The following is a 15,968-nucleotide window of genomic DNA, read 5'->3' on the forward strand; positions in this document are numbered from 1 at the left end:
CGCAGCCTGCTGCTCGCTGAGGTAGCTCAGGCCACCCAGCGGCTGGCCGACGCCGGCGTGCCCTCGCCGCGCACCGACGCGGAGGAACTCGCCGCGTTCGTGCACGGCGTCAAGCGCGGTGAACTCCACTCCGTGAAGGACTCCGACTTCGACGCCCGGTACTGGGAGGTCATCGCCCGGCGCGAGCAGCGCGAGCCGTTGCAGCACATCACCGGGCGGGCCTACTTCCGCTACCTGGAGCTCCAGGTCGGGCCGGGCGTGTTCGTCCCGCGCCCGGAGACGGAGTCCGTGGTCGGCTGGGCCATAGACGCCGTACGGGCCATGGACGTCGTCGAGCCGTGCATCGTCGACCTGTGCACCGGCTCCGGCGCCATCGCGCTGGCCCTCGCCCAGGAGGTGCCGCGCTCCCGCGTGCACGCCGTGGAGCTGTCCGAGGACGCCCTGGTGTGGACGCGCAAGAACGTGCAGGGCTCCCGGGTCGACCTGCGCCAGGGCAACGCCCTGGACGCCTTCCCGGACCTCGACGGCCAGGTCGACCTGGTCGTCTCCAACCCGCCGTACATCCCGCTCACCGAGTGGGAGTACGTCGCCCCCGAGGCGCGGGACTACGACCCGAACATGGCGCTGTTCTCCGGCGAGGACGGCCTCGATCTCATCCGCGGCCTGGAACGGACCGCGCACCGGCTCCTGCGCCCGGGCGGTGTCGTCGTCGTCGAGCACGCCGACACCCAGGGCGGACAGGTGCCGTGGATCTTCACCGAGGAGCGGGGCTGGGCCGACGCGGCCGACCACCCCGACCTCAACAACCGCCCGCGCTTCGCGACCGCCCGCAAGGCACTGCCGTGAGCGCCGGCCCGACTTCTTCATCCGAGCAGTACGTGCACGAGGAGGCCCGCTAGATATGGCACGGCGATACGACACCAATGACGCGACCGACCGTGTGACCGGTCTGCGCGAAGCCGCGTCCGCCGTCCGCCGTGGCGAGCTGGTCGTCCTCCCGACCGACACGGTGTACGGCATCGGCGCCGACGCGTTCTCCAAGGAGGCCGTCGGCGACCTGCTGGGGGCCAAGGGCCGGGGCCGCGACATGCCCACGCCCGTCCTCATCGGCTCCCCGAACACCCTGCACGGCCTCGTCACGGACTTCTCCGAGCTGGCCTGGGAGCTGGTCGACGCCTTCTGGCCGGGCGCGCTCACGCTCGTCGCCCGGCACCAGCCGTCCCTCCAGTGGGACCTGGGCGAGACCCGCGGTACGGTCGCCGTCCGCATGCCCCTGCACCCGGTCGCCATCGAGCTGCTGACGGAGGTGGGGCCCATGGCTGTCTCCTCCGCCAACCTCACCGGCCACCCGGCGCCGGAGAACTGCGACTACGCCCAGGAGATGCTCGGCGACTCCGTCTCCGTCTACCTCGACGGCGGGCCCACCCCCGGCAACGTGCCCTCCTCGATCGTCGACGTCAGCCGGGAGGTGCCCCTGCTGCTGCGCGCGGGCGCGATCTCCGCGGACGAGCTGAGGAAGGTCGTACCCGACCTCGAGGTGGCGAATTGACAGCCCCTGACGCGGGGCGCGGCATAGGCAACGGGGTACGTGCTGCGGAGGAGACGACGACGTTCGGCTTTCCGCGCGACACCTTCCGCATCCTCCACGTCAGCACCGGCAACGTCTGCCGCTCGCCGATCACCGAGCGGCTGACCCGGCATTTCGTGTCGCAGCGGCTCGGGGTGCTGGGCGGGGGGCTGATCGTGGAGAGCGCGGGCACCTGGGGCCACGAGGGCGCGCCGATGGAGGCCAACGCGGAGACCGTGCTGGCCGACTTCGGCGCGGACGCCTCCGGCTTCACCGGCCGGGAGCTGCTCGACGAGCACGTCATCATGGCCGACCTGGTGCTGACCGCCACCCGGGACCACCGGGCCCAGGTGATCTCCATGGGCCACTCGGCGGGGCTGCGCACCTTCACGCTGAAGGAGTTCACCCGTCTGGTGAACGCGATCGACCCGGCCACCCTGCCGCCGTTGGAGGACGGCGTGGTGATGCGCGCCCGCGCCCTGGTGCGCGCGGCGGCGGCGCTGCGCGGGTGGCTGCTGGCGCCCACGGCCGAGGCGGACGAGGTGTACGACCCCTACGGGGCGCCGCTGCCCTTCTTCCGGTCCATCGGGGACGAGATACACCAGGCGCTGGATCCCGTGGTCACGGCGCTGACCGGGGTGCCGGCAAGGACCCCTTAGGGCTCCGAACAGAAGGGGAGGGGGAGCGGGGCTCCCCGTTTCGTTCGGAGCTCTCAGGGGGTGTTTCGAACGTCCCGCACAACACCCGCGGCGCCCGGCACGCCCTTTCCCCGCACCGGCCGAAAGCCCCAGTACATCCAGTACGAGCGCTTTCGTCCGGCACGCCGAGAGCACGCACCGGACACCCGCGGGCACCGCACAGGACTTTCGAAACACCCCCTGGTGCCGGTCGTGGCGGTCGCGGGCGTGGAAGGCGTCCCGGGCCTACATTGGACGTACGTCACCACGGCGAGCGAGCCGAAGGGGCGCGTGGGTGTCGAGAGGGCGCACGGGCGAAGGCCGAAGGGGCCGGGCACGGCCGCCCCGCCGACACCGGCTCGGGCGCCCCGGAGGTGAGCCGCCGACACACCACGTCGCCCGGAGCCCGTCATGTCGCTCGCTCACGCCCTGGAGGCCGACGTCCTGCGTCGGCAGGACCCGCAGCTGGCCGAGATCCTGCTCGGGGAGCGGGAGCGCCAGGCGTCGTCGCTGCAGTTGACCGCCGCGGAGAACTTCACCTCGCCGGCCGTGCTGGCCGCGCTCGGCTCGCCGCTGGCCAACAAGTACGCCGAGGGTTACCCGGGCGCCCGGCACCACGGCGGCTGCGAGTTCGTCGACCTCGCCGAGCGTCTCGCCGTGGAGCGGGCGAAGGCGCTGTTCGGTGCCGAGCACGCCAACGTGCAGTCCCACTCGGGCTCCTCGGCCGTGCTGGCGGCGTACGCCGCGCTGCTGCGCCCGGGGGACACCGTGCTCGCCCTCGGCCTGCCCTACGGCGGTCACCTCACGCATGGTTCGCCCGCGAACTTCTCCGGGCGCTGGTTCGACTTCGTGCCCTACGGCGTGGACGCCGAGACGGGGCTCATCGACCACGAGCAGGTGCGCACGCTGGCCCGCAGCCACCGCCCCAAGGCGATCGTGTGCGGGTCCATCGCCTACCCCCGCCACATCGACTACTCGTTCTTCCGCGCGGTGGCCGACGAGGTCGGCGCCTATCTCGTCGCGGACGCCGCCCACCCCATCGGGCTCGTCGCCGGCGGAGCGGCGCCCTCCCCGGTGCCGTACGCCGACGTCGTGTGCGCCACCACGCACAAGGTGCTGCGCGGGCCCCGTGGCGGGATGATCCTGTGCGGCGGCGAGCTGGCGGAGCGGGTGGACCGGGCCGTCTTCCCGTTCACGCAGGGCGGCGCGCAGATGCACACCATCGCCGCGAAGGCGGTCGCGTTCGGCGAGGCGGCAACACCGGCGTTCGGCGTGTACGCCCATCAGGTGGTCGCCAATGCGAGGGTTCTGGCCGCCGCCCTGGAGGCGGAGGGGCTGGTCGTCACCACGGGCGGTACGGACACCCATCTGATCACCGCCGATCCGGCGCCCCTCGGTGTCGACGGGCGCACCGCCCGTGGCCGGCTGGCGGCGGCCGGGATGGTGCTGGACTGCTGCGCGCTGCCCCACGCCGACGCCCGCGGGCTGCGGCTGGGCACGGCCGCGGTGACCACGCAGGGCATGGGGGAGGGGGAGATGACCCGCATCGCCAAGCTGCTGGCGGGGGTGCTGCGCGAGGGGTCCGACGCCCGGGGGACCCGCGAGGACGTACGGGAACTGGCCACGGCGTTTCCGCCGTATCCCCGCTGAACCAGGGTAGGCGGCCACCGGTACACAGCCACACGTGCAACCATCGTGGCTACCCGGAAGTCCTCACCCGTATGCGGCCATCGCTAGGGTGTGGGGCTGAGATGGCCAGCGAGACCTGTGGGGAAGCCCGTGCGTGAATACCTGCTGACGCTCTGCATCACGGCCGCGGTGACGTATCTGCTGACAGGGCCGGTACGGAAGTTCGCGATCGTGGCCGGAGCGATGCCGGAGATCCGGGCACGTGACGTGCACCGGGAACCCACTCCGCGGCTCGGCGGGATCGCGATGTTCTTCGGACTGTGCGCGGGCCTGCTGGTCGCCGACCACCTCACCAACCTCAACCAGGTCTTCGAGAAGTCGAACGAGCCGCGTGCGCTGCTCTCCGGTGCGGCGCTGATCTGGCTGATCGGCGTCCTGGACGACAAGTTCGAGATCGACGCGCTGATCAAACTGGGTGGCCAGATGATCGCCGCGGGTGTGATGGTCATGCAGGGTCTGACGATCCTGTGGCTGCCGATCCCGGGTGTCGGGACGGTCGCGCTGACCCAGTGGCAGGGCACTCTGCTGACGGTGGCGCTGGTCGTCATCACCATCAACGCGGTCAACTTCGTCGACGGCCTCGACGGCCTCGCCGCGGGCATGGTGTGCATCGCGGCGGGCGCGTTCTTCCTGTACGCCTACCGCATCTGGTACGGCTACAACATCGAGGCGGCCGCCCCGGCGACGCTGTTCTCGGCGATCCTGATGGGCATGTGTCTGGGCTTCCTGCCGCACAACATGCACCCGGCGCGGATCTTCATGGGCGACTCGGGCTCGATGCTGATCGGGCTGGTGCTGGCCGCGGGCGCGATCTCCGTCACGGGGCAGGTCGACCCGGACGTGATGAACCTGTTCTCCGGTTCGGAGCGCAACACCGTGCACCAGACGGTGCCGGTGTACATCCCGCTGCTGCTGCCGCTGACGATCATCGCGATCCCGGCCGCCGACCTGATCCTGGCCATCGTGCGCCGCACCTGGCGCGGTCAGTCGCCGTTCGCGGCGGACCGCGGGCACCTGCACCACCGGCTGCTGGAGATCGGCCACTCGCACAGCCGCGCGGTGCTGATCATGTACTTCTGGTCGGCGCTGATCGCGTTCGGGGCGCTGACGTACTCGGTCAACTCCGCGTCCATGTGGATCGTCCTCGGGGTCGTGATCCTCAGCGCGCTCGGGCTGGTGCTGCTCCTGCTGCCGCGCTTCACCCCGCGTGCACCCCGCTGGGCCGAGGCCTTCGTGCCGCCGCGCTACCGCCGCCGGGGCGCCGCCCGGCCGGCGCCCGCGGTGGCGGAGGCCGCCGGGGCCGGCGCCGAGGAGCAGCCGGAGTCCCGCACGCCGGTGGCCGTGGGGGTCTCCGGGGCCAACGGGGCGACCGCGGTGGGTCCCCGTTCGCGTGCGGCAAGGTAAGAATCTGACGAGAGCATTGCCAAGTCGTGGGGAAACGTCGTCGGGGCAAAGTGCCCCAATACCAGACAACTCGGCTCGGTTATTGCACAGACGCGCACTGTCACTCTCATGTGTGACAGTCGGCACACCCATCAGGTAAAGACCTCATCAAATAGTTTGTGATACGGTTCACGAGAACCCCGGATAGAACCGAAGGACCGTAGTGCGACGGTCCATTGGTGTGAGGTCTTCACCTCCCTCGGACCGGGACTACGCTCGTCCATGACGACACCCCTGCCCCCCTTGTGAAAGCGGAGTTGCCGCCATGCCGTCCAACGACGTCCGGATTCTGGCCCAGGCTGCCGTGCCCACGGCTGCCGTCGGCGCGATCGCCGCCGTCGTCAGCGGTGTGGTCGTCGGCGGCAAGGGAGCGGTCGGTGCCGGCGTCGCGACGGTGCTCACGGTCCTCTTCATGGGAATCGGGCTCTACGTTCTGCAGCGCACCGCCAAATCGCTTCCGCATCTGTTCCAGATGATGGGCCTGATGCTCTACGCGGCGCAGATCCTGCTGCTGTTCATCTTCCTGACGGCGTTCAAGAACACCACGCTGTTCCATCCCAGGGCCTTCGCGATCACGCTCATCGGCACCACGCTCGCGTGGATCGCCGCACAGACGCGTGCCCACATGAAGGCCAAGATCCTCTACGTCGAACCCGAACCCTCGGGCAACAGGCCCGAGAAATCGGGGCACTCGTCGTGAGGAGTAGGGCCGGGATAAGTGCGTGTGAGAAGTCCTGCTATCGTCCGGTGCCAACTGCGGCATCGCGGGCGCGGGCATCTGAGCTGACGCCTGCTCAATCGCGAGGCTCGATGCCCCCCAGCCGCCCCCACATCCGTAACACCAGTCCGGTGCCGATCCGCGGCTGCGCGCCGCGCCGACACAACGAGGTTGCCGTACCCATGCGTCATGCCGAAGGAGTCCGCGGTGAGTGCTGACCAGACCCAGCTCGCCTTTGACTGGAGCTGTCGGATCATGTCCGACAACGGCTGCGGCTTCCCGGCTCCGGGCCTGCACTCGTTCCTCTTCAAGCCGATCGCCACGGTCGGGGGGTTCGAGTTCAACAAGGTGATGCTGCTCGCGCTCATCACCACCCTCCTGGTCGTCACCTTCTTCACCCTCGCCTTCGGCAAGGCGAAGGTGGTGCCGGGCAAGCTGCAGATGATCGGCGAGGCCGGCTACGACTTCGTGCGTCGCGGCATCGTCTACGAGACCCTCGGCAAGAAGGAGGGCGAGAAGTACGTCCCCTTGATGGTCTCGCTGTTCTTCTTCATCTGGATCATGAACATCTGGTCCGTGATCCCGCTGGCGCAGTTCCCGGTGTCGTCGATCATCGCCTACCCGATGGTGCTGGCCGCCATCGTCTACGTGGTGTGGGTCTCGCTGACCTTCAAGCGGCACGGCTTCGTCGGGTTCTTCAAGAACGTCACCGGCTACGACAAGGAACTCGGCCCGGTCCTCCCGCTGGTCATGGTCATCGAGTTCTTCTCGAACCTGCTGGTCCGCCCGTTCACGCACGCGGTCCGACTCTTCGCCAACATGTTCGCCGGCCACCTGATGCTGGTCATGTTCACGGTCGCCTCCTGGTACCTGCTGAACAGCTGGATGGTCCCGGCCGCCGGCGTCTCCTTCGTCATGACCATGGTCATGATCCTCTTCGAGCTCTTCGTGCAGGCAGTCCAGGCGTACGTCTTCGTCCTGCTCGCCTGCTCGTACATCCAGGGCGCTCTCGCCGAGCACCACTGAGCCCCTGCGCTCCACAAGCCCCCAGAACGTCCGGTGGCCAACCCCCGCCGGTCCATGAAAGAGAAGGAAGAATCAGCATGGCTGCCCTTGAGACCCTCGCCGCCGTCGAAGGCAACATCGGTTCCATCGGCTACGGCCTCGCCGCCATCGGCCCCGGCGTCGGCGTCGGCATCATCTTCGGCAACGGCACCCAGGCTCTGGCCCGCCAGCCCGAGGCCGCCGGTCTGATCCGTGCCAACCAGATCCTCGGCTTCGCCTTCTGTGAGGCGCTTGCCCTCATCGGCATCGTCATGCCGTTCGTCTACGGATGATCGAGCCCTGACGAGCGAACCTTTCAACGAAAGGCAATGATGTGATCGCCAACCTGGTACAGCTGGCGGCCGAGGAGGAGCAGAACCCGCTCGTCCCGCCGGGCCCCGAGCTGCTCGTGGGCACCATCGCCTTCGCCATCGTGTTCTTCTTCTTCTGGAAGAAGCTGCTTCCGAACATCAACAAGGTTCTGGAAGAGCGCCGCGCGGCGATCGAAGGCGGTATCGAAGAGGCCGACGCCATGAAGGTGGAGGCCCAGAGCGTGCTGGAGCAGTACAAGGCTCAGCTCGCCGAGGCCCGGCACGAGGCCGCGCGTCTGCGCCAGGAGGCGCAGGAGCAGGGCGCCGCGCTCATCGCCGAGATGCGTGCGGAAGGCCAGCGGCAGCGCGAGGAGATCGTCGCCGCCGGTCACGCCCAGGTCGAGGCCGACCGCAAGGCCGCCGCGTCCGCGCTGCGGCAGGACGTCGGCAAGCTCGCCACCGACCTGGCCGGCAAGCTCGTCGGCGAGTCCCTCGAGGACCACGCCCGCCAGAGCCGTGTCATCGACCGCTTCCTCGACGACCTCGAGGAGAAGGCCGAGGCGTCGCGATGAACGGAGCGAGCCGCGAGGCCCTGGCAGCCGCACGCGAGCGTCTCGACGCGCTGACGGACTCCACGTCCGTGGACGCGGCGCAGCTCGCCACCGAGCTGGCGGCCGTCACCGCGCTGCTCGACCGCGAGGTGTCGCTGCGTCGGGTCCTCACCGACCCGGCGCAGGCCGGCGAGGCCAAGGCCGGGCTGGCCCAGCGCCTGCTCGGCGGCCAGATCAGCGGTACGACCGCCGACCTGGTGGCCGGCCTGGTGCGCTCCCGCTGGTCGCAGTCGCGCGACCTGGTGGACGCGCTGGAGGAGCTGGCGGACACCGCCGACCTCACCGCCGCGCAGAAGGCCGGCACGCTCGACGACGTCGAGGACGAGCTGTTCCGCTTCGGGCGGATCGTCGCCTCGAACACCGAGCTGCGCGCCGCCCTGACCGACCGGAAGGCCACCGCCTCGGCCAAGGGCGAGCTGCTGCGCAGCCTGCTCGGCGGCCGGGCCGACGCGGCCACCGAGCGTCTGGTGACGCGCCTTGTGACCGCGCCGCGAGGCCGTAGCCTGGAAGCGGGACTCGAGTCCCTGTCCAAGCTCGCCGCCGAGCGCCGGGACCGCATCGTGGCCGTCGTCACGTCCGCGGTGCCGCTGACCGACGGGCAGAAGCAGCGTCTGGGCGCCGCCCTGGCGACGCTCTACGGCCGTCGGATGCACCTCAACCTCGACGTGGACCCCGAGGTCCTCGGCGGGATCCGGGTGCAGGTCGGCGACGAGGTGATCAACGGCTCCCTCGCGGACCGCATCGAGGACGCCGCCCGCCGCATGGCGAGCTAGCAGCAACCGAACACGCAGTAGTGCTTACGGCCCTGGTTGGGCCGTGCAGAGGATTCCTGGGGGTCGCCCCCAGACCCCCAAAGAAACTTCGGGCCCAACAAGGAGAGCAGGGAACCCAGATGGCGGAGCTCACGATCCGGCCGGAGGAGATCCGGGACGCGCTGGAGAACTTCGTCCAGTCGTACAAGCCGGACGCGGCCTCGCGCGAGGAGGTCGGTACGGTCACCCTTGCCGGCGACGGCATCGCGAAGGTCGAGGGCCTGCCCTCGGCCATGGCCAACGAACTGCTGAAGTTCGAGGACGGCACCCTCGGCCTCGCCCTCAACCTCGAGGAGCGCGAGATCGGTGCCATCGTCCTCGGTGAGTTCAGCGGCATCGAGGAGGGTCAGCCGGTCACCCGCACCGGTGAGGTCCTCTCCGTAGCGGTGGGCGAGGGCTACCTCGGCCGCGTCGTCGACCCGCTCGGCAACCCGATCGACGGCCTCGGCGAGATCGAGACGTCCGGCCGCCGCGCCCTCGAGCTGCAGGCCCCCACGGTCATGCAGCGCAAGTCGGTGCACGAGCCGATGGAGACCGGCTACAAGGCCGTCGACGCGATGACCCCGATCGGCCGTGGTCAGCGTCAGCTGATCATCGGTGACCGCCAGACCGGCAAGACCGCCCTGGCCGTCGACACGATCATCAACCAGCGCGACAACTGGCGCTCGGGCGACCCGAAGAAGCAGGTCCGCTGCATCTACGTCGCCATCGGCCAGAAGGGCTCGACCATCGCGTCGGTCCGCCGCGCGCTGGAGGAGAACGGCGCGCTGGAGTACACGACCATCGTCGCCGCCCCGGCGTCCGACCCGGCCGGCTTCAAGTACCTGGCGCCGTACACCGGTTCGGCCATCGGTCAGCAGTGGATGTACGAGGGCAAGCACGTCCTGATCATCTTCGACGACCTGTCGAAGCAGGCCGACGCCTACCGCGCCGTGTCGCTGCTGCTGCGCCGCCCGCCGGGCCGCGAGGCCTACCCGGGCGACGTCTTCTACCTGCACTCCCGTCTGCTGGAGCGCTGCGCGAAGCTCTCCGACGACATGGGTGCCGGCTCGATGACCGGTCTGCCGATCGTCGAGACCAAGGCCAACGACGTCTCGGCGTTCATCCCGACCAACGTCATCTCCATCACCGACGGCCAGTGCTTCCTGGAGTCGGACCTGTTCAACGCCGGTCAGCGTCCCGCGCTGAACGTCGGTATCTCCGTCTCCCGAGTCGGTGGTTCCGCGCAGCACAAGGCGATGCGCCAGGTCTCCGGCCGTCTGCGTGTCGACCTCGCCCAGTTCCGTGAGCTGGAGGCGTTCGCCGCCTTCGGTTCCGACCTGGACGCGGCGTCGAAGGCGCAGCTGGAGCGTGGTTCGCGCATGGTCGAGCTGCTGAAGCAGGCCCAGTACCAGCCGATGGCCACCGAGGACCAGGTCGTCTCCATCTGGGCCGGCACCAACGGCAAGATGGACGAGGTCCCGGTCGCCGACATCCGCCGCTTCGAGAAGGAGCTGCTGGAGTACCTGCACCGCAAGGAGCAGGGCCTCATGACCTCCATCAAGGAGGGCGCGAAGATGTCGGACGACACCATCCAGGCCATCGGTGACGCCGTCGCGGAGTTCAAGAAGCAGTTCGAGACCTCGGACGGCAAGCTGCTCGGCGAGGACAGCCCGTCCACCGCCAAGTGACGTAAGGAAGGGACCTGACTCATGGGAGCCCAGCTCCGGGTCTACAAGCGTCGCATCCGATCCGTCACCGCGACCAAGAAGATCACGAAGGCGATGGAGATGATCGCCGCCTCGCGCGTCGTCAAGGCGCAGCGCAAGGTGGCGGCCTCCACGCCGTACGCGACCGAGCTCACCCGCGCGGTCACGGCGGTCGGTACCGGCTCGAACACCAAGCACCCGCTGACCACGCAGGCCGAGACGGTCACGCGGTCCGCGGTGCTGCTGCTGACCAGCGACCGTGGTCTGGCCGGTGCCTTCAACTCCAACGCCATCAAGGCCGCGGAGAAGCTGACGGCGCGCCTCGAGGCCGAGGGCAAGCAGGTCGACACGTACATCGTCGGCCGGCGCGGTGTCGCCCACTACAACTTCCGTGAGCGCACGATCGCGGAGTCGTGGACGGGCTTCACCGACGAGCCGTCGTACGCGGACGCCAAGAAGGTCGCGGCCCCGCTGATCGAGGCCATCGAGAAGGACACGGCCGACGGCGGCGTGGACGAGATCCACATCGTCTTCACCGAGTTCGTGTCGATGATGACGCAGACGGCGCTCGACGACCGTCTGCTGCCGCTCAGCCTCGAAGAGGTGGCCGAGGAGTCGGCGACGAAGGACGAGATCCTTCCGCTGTACGACTTCGAGCCGTCGGCGGAGGACGTCCTCGACGCCCTGCTGCCCCGCTACGTGGAGAGCCGCGTCTACAACGCGCTCCTCCAGTCGGCAGCCTCGAAGCACGCCGCCACGCGGCGCGCGATGAAGTCGGCCACCGACAACGCCGGAGAGCTCATCGAGAGCCTCTCCCGGCTTGCCAACGCGGCCCGCCAGGCCGAAATCACCCAGGAAATCAGCGAGATCGTCGGTGGCGCGAGCGCCCTGGCCGACGCGACCGCGGGGAGTGACCGCTAATGACCACCACTGTTGAGACCGCGACGGCCACGGGCCGCGTCGCCCGGGTCATCGGCCCGGTCGTCGACGTGGAGTTCCCCGTCGACGCGATGCCGGAGATCTACAACGCCCTCCACGTCGAGGTCTCCGACCCGGCGAACGCCGGCGAGAAGAAGATCCTGACCCTGGAGGTCGCCCAGCACCTGGGTGACGGCCTGGTCCGCACCATCTCCATGCAGCCGACCGACGGTCTGGTCCGCCAGGCCGCCGTCACCGACACCGGCACGGGCATCACCGTCCCGGTCGGCGACTTCACCAAGGGCAAGGTGTTCAACACCCTCGGTGAGGTGCTGAACGTCGACGAGACCTACGACGGCGAGCGCTGGTCCATCCACCGCAAGGCCCCGAACTTCGACGAGCTCGAGTCGAAGACCGAGATGTTCGAGACCGGCGTCAAGGTCATCGACCTCCTCACCCCGTACGTCAAGGGTGGAAAGATCGGTCTGTTCGGTGGCGCCGGCGTCGGCAAGACGGTGCTCATCCAGGAGATGATCTACCGCGTCGCCAACAACCACGACGGTGTCTCCGTGTTCGCCGGTGTCGGTGAGCGCACCCGTGAGGGCAACGACCTCATCGAGGAGATGTCGGACTCGGGCGTCATCGACAAGACCGCGCTGGTCTTCGGTCAGATGGACGAGCCCCCGGGCACCCGTCTGCGCGTCGCGCTGGCCGGCCTCACCATGGCCGAGTACTTCCGTGACGTCCAGAAGCAGGACGTGCTGTTCTTCATCGACAACATCTTCCGCTTCACCCAGGCGGGTTCCGAGGTGTCGACCCTGCTCGGCCGTATGCCCTCCGCGGTGGGTTACCAGCCGAACCTGGCCGACGAGATGGGTCTCCTCCAGGAGCGCATCACCTCGACCCGTGGTCACTCGATCACCTCGATGCAGGCGATCTACGTCCCCGCGGACGACCTGACCGACCCGGCCCCGGCCACCACCTTCGCCCACCTCGACGCGACGACGGTTCTCTCCCGTCCGATCTCCGAGAAGGGCATCTACCCGGCCGTGGACCCGCTGGACTCCACGTCCCGCATCCTGGACCCGCGCTACATCGCGCAGGACCACTACGACGCCGCCATGCGCGTCAAGACGATCCTGCAGAAGTACAAGGACCTCCAGGACATCATCGCGATCCTCGGTATCGACGAGCTCGGCGAGGAGGACAAGCTCGTCGTCCACCGTGCCCGTCGCGTGGAGCGCTTCCTGTCCCAGAACACCCACGTCGCCAAGCAGTTCACCGGCGTCGACGGGTCGGACGTCCCGCTGGACGAGTCGATCGCGGCCTTCAACGCGATCTGCGACGGCGAGTACGACCACTTCCCGGAGCAGGCGTTCTTCATGTGCGGTGGTCTCGAGGACCTGAAGAACAACGCGAAGGAGCTGGGCGTCTCCTGACCCGGGCAGCTGCCTGAGTCGTGAGGGGGCGGGGTCGTCCCGCCCCCTCTCTCACGCCTACTAGACTTGTAACCAACACCCGGCAGACCCGCCGGGTGGTGACCCGAGGAGCCACCTTGGCTGCTGAGCTGCACGTCGCGCTGGTCGCGGCCGACCGAGAGGTCTGGTCCGGCGAGGCCACCCTGGTCGTCGCGCGCACCACGTCCGGCGACATCGGCGTCATGCCCGGTCACCAGCCGCTGCTCGGTGTGCTGGAGTCGGGCCCGGTGACCATCCGTACGAGTGACGGTGGAACGGTCGTCGCCGCGGTGCATGGCGGTTTCATCTCGTTCGCCGACAACAAGCTGTCGCTGCTGGCCGAGATCGCCGAGCTGTCGGACGAGATCGACGTCCAGCGCGCGGAGCGCGAGCTGGAGCGTGCGAAGGCGGAGGGTGACGCCACCGCCGAGCGCCGCGCGGACGTACGACTGCGTGCGGCGGCGGCGAGCTGACCCAGCTCGCCGTGTGATGACGTCCCTCAGCCGCGGCCGGCACCGGAGTGATCCGGAGCCGGCCGCGGCTGAGGCAGATTTGGATGTTTTTTCCGTTCCGTTACCTGAATTGAAGGTACCTAGGAGACGAGGAGGTCGGTGTCGATGGTCCTCGCTCTGACTGTGTGCGGAATCGTCGTGGCCCTGGTGGTACTGGGGCTGTTCGTCTTCGGGCTGCGCCGCAGACTGATCCAGCGGTCCGGCGGTACCTTCGACTGCTCGCTGCGCTGGGACGTCCCCGAGAAACCGGACACCTCCGGCAAGGGCTGGAGCTACGGTGTCGCCCGGTACAACGGCGACCGCATCGAGTGGTACCGCGTCTTCTCCTACGCCTACCGTCCGCGCCGCGTCCTGGAGCGCGCCTCGATCGAGGTGGCCGGCCGCCGCCTCCCCGAAGGGGAGGAAGAGCTGGCGCTGCTGTCGGACGCGGTGATCCTCGCCTGTCTGCACCGGGGCACCCGGGTCGAGCTGGCCATGAGCGAGGACGCGCTGACCGGTTTCCTCGCGTGGCTGGAGGCGGCCCCGCCCGGACAGCGTGTGAATGTGGCGTAGTCGCACGCACGCGCTCCCCCGGACGGGTCCGGGGGAGCGTCGAGGTCGGTCAGGTCCTTCGCACGGGGTTACGACAGGCCGTTGTCGATGGCCCTCACCAGCTCTCCGTTTCCGGTGTCACCGCTGAACTCCCAGAAGAACGCGCCGCCCAGCCCCTGGTTCTTCGCCCACGTCATCTTCCCGGCGATCGTCGACGGGGTGTCGTAGGACCACCAGTTGGTGCCGCAGTGGGCGTAGGCCGTCCCGGCGACGGTGCCGGTGACGGGGCAGGAGTTCTTGAGGATCTTGTAGTCCTCGATGCCGGCCTCGTAGGTGCCGGGCGCCGCGCCGGTCGCCGTACCACCGGGGGCGGACTGGGTGACACCGGTCCAGCCGCGGCCGTAGAAGCCGATGCCGAGCAGCAGCTTGGCGGAGGGGACACCCTTCGCCTTGAGCTTGGCGATCGCGTCGGCCGAGTTGAAGCCGGCGGCCGGGATGCCGGGGTACGAGGTGAGCGGTGAGTGCGGGGCCGTCGGGCCGTCCTTGTCGAAGGCGCCGAAGTAGTCGTACGTCATCACGTTGTACCAGTCGAGGTACTGGGCGGCGCCGCCGTAGTCGGCCGCGTCGATCTTGCCGCCGGAGGAGCCGTCGGCGGTGATGGCCGCGGTGACGAGGTAGTTCGGGCCGAACTCCGCGCGCAGCGCCTGCGCCAGGGTGCGGAAGGCGGCGGGACCGGAGGTGTCGCAGGTCAGGCCGCAGGCGTTCGGGTACTCCCAGTCGATGTCGATGCCGTCGAAGACGTCGGCCCAGCGCGGGTCCTCCACGACGGCCTTGCAGGACTTGGCGAACGCGGCGGCGTTGGCCGCGGCCTGCCCGAAGCCGCCGGAGTAGGTCCAGCCGCCGAAGGAGTACAGCACCTTGATGTGCGGGTACTTGGCCTTCAGCTGGCGCAGCTGGTTGAAGTTGCCGCGCAGCGGCTGGTCCCAGGTGTCGGCGACGCCGCTGACGGACTGGTCGGCGGTGTAGGCCTTGTCGTAGGCGGCGTAGGTGTCGTCGACGACGCACTGGCCGTTCTTGACGTTGCCGAAGGCGTAGTTGATGTGGGTGATCTTCGAGGCGGAGCCGGAGGTCACCAGGTTCTTGACGTGGTAGTTGCGGCCGTAGACGCCCCACTCGGTGAAGTAGCCGAGCTTGACCTTGCCGCCGGTGGGCGGGGGTTCGGTGGTGCCGCCGGTGGTGCGCACGGTGACCGCGCCGCTGGCGGGGCCGGTCTGGTCGGCGGTGTCGCGGGCCCGGACGGTGTAGGAGTAGTCGGTGCCGGCGGTCAGACCGGTGTCCGTGTACGAGGTCGTCGTCACGGTGGCGATCTTGGCGCCGCCGCGCAGGATGTCGTAGTTCTTGACGCCCTTGTCGTCGGTGGCGGCGCTCCAGGCCAGCTTCACCGAGGTGTCGGTGACGGCGGAGGCGGTGGGGGTGCCCGGTGCGGAGGGGGCCGCGTCGCCGGGGACCGAGGTGCCGTCACAACTGCCGCCGTTGAGCTTGCAGTGGGCGGGGGAGCCGGTGCCGGTGCCGTTGAAGCCGAAGCTGACGGAGGCGCCGGGGGCGAGGGTGCCGTTCCAGGTCTTGTTCTTGGCGGTCCAGTGGGTGCCGGAGGACGTGACGTCGGCGTCCCAGGCGGAGGTGACGGACGTGCCGGAGGGGAAGTCCCACTCGACGGTCCAGGTGGTGAGGGTGGTGGTGCCGGTGTTCTTGACGGTCCACCTGCCCTCGAAGCCGGTGCCCCAGTCCGAGGCCTTGGTGTAGGTGGCGGTCGCGGACGTCGCGGCCTGGGCGGGGCTCGCGAGACCGACCAGGCCGGCCAGGGGGAGCAGCAGGGTGGCGAACCCGGCCGCCGCTCGGTGTCTGAAGCGCATGCTGCGCCTCCTCGGGGGTTGGGGGCGCAACTGAGCCTTCACGCCCACGGTGCCGCGAGAATAGAAAGGTCTGGACC

Annotated in this window: 16 protein-coding genes; 15 read left to right on the top strand and 1 reads right to left on the bottom strand. The window is 69.2% G+C overall.

From position 1 onward, the window contains the following. Window positions 1–6 precede the first annotated feature (6 nt). The 15 genes from prmC (at window position 7) to ACZ4YY_RS31370 (ending at window position 13,999) form a co-directional block, all read left to right on the top strand. Complete coding sequence (prmC, locus tag ACZ4YY_RS31300; protein WP_468298167.1) at window positions 7–846, top strand: peptide chain release factor N(5)-glutamine methyltransferase; 840 nt, start codon at window positions 7–9, stop codon at window positions 844–846. A 55-nt stretch (window positions 847–901) separates the two neighbouring features. Continuing rightward, window positions 902–1,549 (top strand): L-threonylcarbamoyladenylate synthase, encoded by a 648-nt coding sequence (locus ACZ4YY_RS31305; protein ID WP_468298025.1) that lies wholly within the window; start codon window positions 902–904, stop codon window positions 1,547–1,549. Then, a complete protein-coding gene (locus tag ACZ4YY_RS31310) occupies window positions 1,546–2,226 on the top strand; it encodes an arsenate reductase/protein-tyrosine-phosphatase family protein (protein ID WP_468298027.1) in 681 nt (226 codons plus the stop codon). Before ACZ4YY_RS31305 ends, ACZ4YY_RS31310 begins: the two co-directional genes overlap by 4 nt. Before the next feature lie 429 nt (window positions 2,227–2,655). Next, window positions 2,656–3,894, top strand: coding sequence for a serine hydroxymethyltransferase (locus ACZ4YY_RS31315; RefSeq protein WP_468298029.1), 1,239 nt, complete (start codon window positions 2,656–2,658; stop codon window positions 3,892–3,894). 129 nt (window positions 3,895–4,023) lie between these two features. Then, window positions 4,024–5,337: an MraY family glycosyltransferase gene (locus ACZ4YY_RS31320; RefSeq protein WP_468298031.1), complete on the top strand. Its 1,314-nt coding sequence runs from the start codon at window positions 4,024–4,026 to the stop codon at window positions 5,335–5,337. 304 nt (window positions 5,338–5,641) lie between these two features. Continuing rightward, on the top strand, window positions 5,642–6,076 hold the full coding sequence (locus ACZ4YY_RS31325) for a hypothetical protein (protein ID WP_468298034.1): 435 nt from the start codon (window positions 5,642–5,644) through the stop codon (window positions 6,074–6,076). 273 nt (window positions 6,077–6,349) lie between these two features. Next, on the top strand, window positions 6,350–7,120 hold the full coding sequence (gene atpB, locus ACZ4YY_RS31330; protein WP_468298169.1) for a F0F1 ATP synthase subunit A: 771 nt from the start codon (window positions 6,350–6,352) through the stop codon (window positions 7,118–7,120). Between the two features lie 77 nt (window positions 7,121–7,197). Next, on the top strand, window positions 7,198–7,431 hold the full coding sequence (atpE, locus tag ACZ4YY_RS31335) for an ATP synthase F0 subunit C (RefSeq protein WP_031485821.1): 234 nt from the start codon (window positions 7,198–7,200) through the stop codon (window positions 7,429–7,431). 41 nt (window positions 7,432–7,472) lie between these two features. After that, window positions 7,473–8,021, top strand: coding sequence for a F0F1 ATP synthase subunit B (locus ACZ4YY_RS31340; protein WP_468298036.1), 549 nt, complete (start codon window positions 7,473–7,475; stop codon window positions 8,019–8,021). Continuing rightward, the gene (locus ACZ4YY_RS31345) at window positions 8,018–8,833 is read left to right on the top strand and encodes a F0F1 ATP synthase subunit delta (RefSeq protein ID WP_468298038.1); all 816 of its coding nucleotides are present in this window, start codon (window positions 8,018–8,020) and stop codon (window positions 8,831–8,833) included. The genes ACZ4YY_RS31340 and ACZ4YY_RS31345 overlap by 4 nt, the downstream gene beginning before the upstream one ends. 119 nt (window positions 8,834–8,952) lie before the next feature. Further along, on the top strand, window positions 8,953–10,542 hold the full coding sequence (atpA, locus tag ACZ4YY_RS31350) for a F0F1 ATP synthase subunit alpha (protein ID WP_468298040.1): 1,590 nt from the start codon (window positions 8,953–8,955) through the stop codon (window positions 10,540–10,542). Between the two features lie 21 nt (window positions 10,543–10,563). After that, window positions 10,564–11,481, top strand: a complete 918-nt coding sequence (locus ACZ4YY_RS31355; RefSeq protein WP_468298042.1) for a F0F1 ATP synthase subunit gamma — start codon at window positions 10,564–10,566, stop codon at window positions 11,479–11,481. Further along, window positions 11,481–12,917 (top strand): F0F1 ATP synthase subunit beta, encoded by a 1,437-nt coding sequence (atpD, locus tag ACZ4YY_RS31360; protein WP_468298043.1) that lies wholly within the window; start codon window positions 11,481–11,483, stop codon window positions 12,915–12,917. Before ACZ4YY_RS31355 ends, atpD begins: the two co-directional genes overlap by 1 nt. 116 nt (window positions 12,918–13,033) lie before the next feature. Further along, complete coding sequence (locus ACZ4YY_RS31365) at window positions 13,034–13,408, top strand: F0F1 ATP synthase subunit epsilon (RefSeq protein ID WP_189942660.1); 375 nt, start codon at window positions 13,034–13,036, stop codon at window positions 13,406–13,408. A gap of 144 nt (window positions 13,409–13,552) precedes the next feature. Continuing rightward, on the top strand, window positions 13,553–13,999 hold the full coding sequence (locus tag ACZ4YY_RS31370) for a DUF2550 domain-containing protein (protein WP_468298045.1): 447 nt from the start codon (window positions 13,553–13,555) through the stop codon (window positions 13,997–13,999). A 68-nt stretch (window positions 14,000–14,067) separates the two neighbouring features. Here ACZ4YY_RS31370 and ACZ4YY_RS31375 read toward each other — a convergent pair whose 3' ends face one another. After that, window positions 14,068–15,891 carry a glycosyl hydrolase family 18 protein gene (locus tag ACZ4YY_RS31375; RefSeq protein WP_468298047.1) on the bottom strand — a complete coding sequence of 608 codons (1,824 nt, stop codon included), beginning with the start codon at window positions 15,889–15,891 and terminating at the stop codon, window positions 14,068–14,070. Window positions 15,892–15,968 lie beyond the last annotated feature (77 nt).

The organism is Streptomyces sp. NPDC030143 (assembly GCF_055573695.1).

Coding starts and splice junctions, on each gene's coding strand:
- ACZ4YY_RS31305 (WP_468298025.1), top strand. CDS start 902: ATGGCACGGCGATACGACACCAATGACGCGACCGACCGTGTGACCGGT.
- ACZ4YY_RS31315 (WP_468298029.1), top strand. CDS start 2,656: ATGTCGCTCGCTCACGCCCTGGAGGCCGACGTCCTGCGTCGGCAGGAC.
- ACZ4YY_RS31325 (WP_468298034.1), top strand. CDS start 5,642: ATGCCGTCCAACGACGTCCGGATTCTGGCCCAGGCTGCCGTGCCCACG.
- atpB (WP_468298169.1), top strand. CDS start 6,350: ATGTCCGACAACGGCTGCGGCTTCCCGGCTCCGGGCCTGCACTCGTTC.
- atpE (WP_031485821.1), top strand. CDS start 7,198: ATGGCTGCCCTTGAGACCCTCGCCGCCGTCGAAGGCAACATCGGTTCC.
- ACZ4YY_RS31345 (WP_468298038.1), top strand. CDS start 8,018: ATGAACGGAGCGAGCCGCGAGGCCCTGGCAGCCGCACGCGAGCGTCTC.
- atpA (WP_468298040.1), top strand. CDS start 8,953: ATGGCGGAGCTCACGATCCGGCCGGAGGAGATCCGGGACGCGCTGGAG.
- ACZ4YY_RS31355 (WP_468298042.1), top strand. CDS start 10,564: ATGGGAGCCCAGCTCCGGGTCTACAAGCGTCGCATCCGATCCGTCACC.
- atpD (WP_468298043.1), top strand. CDS start 11,481: ATGACCACCACTGTTGAGACCGCGACGGCCACGGGCCGCGTCGCCCGG.
- ACZ4YY_RS31370 (WP_468298045.1), top strand. CDS start 13,553: ATGGTCCTCGCTCTGACTGTGTGCGGAATCGTCGTGGCCCTGGTGGTA.
- ACZ4YY_RS31375 (WP_468298047.1), bottom strand. CDS start 15,891: ATGCGCTTCAGACACCGAGCGGCGGCCGGGTTCGCCACCCTGCTGCTC.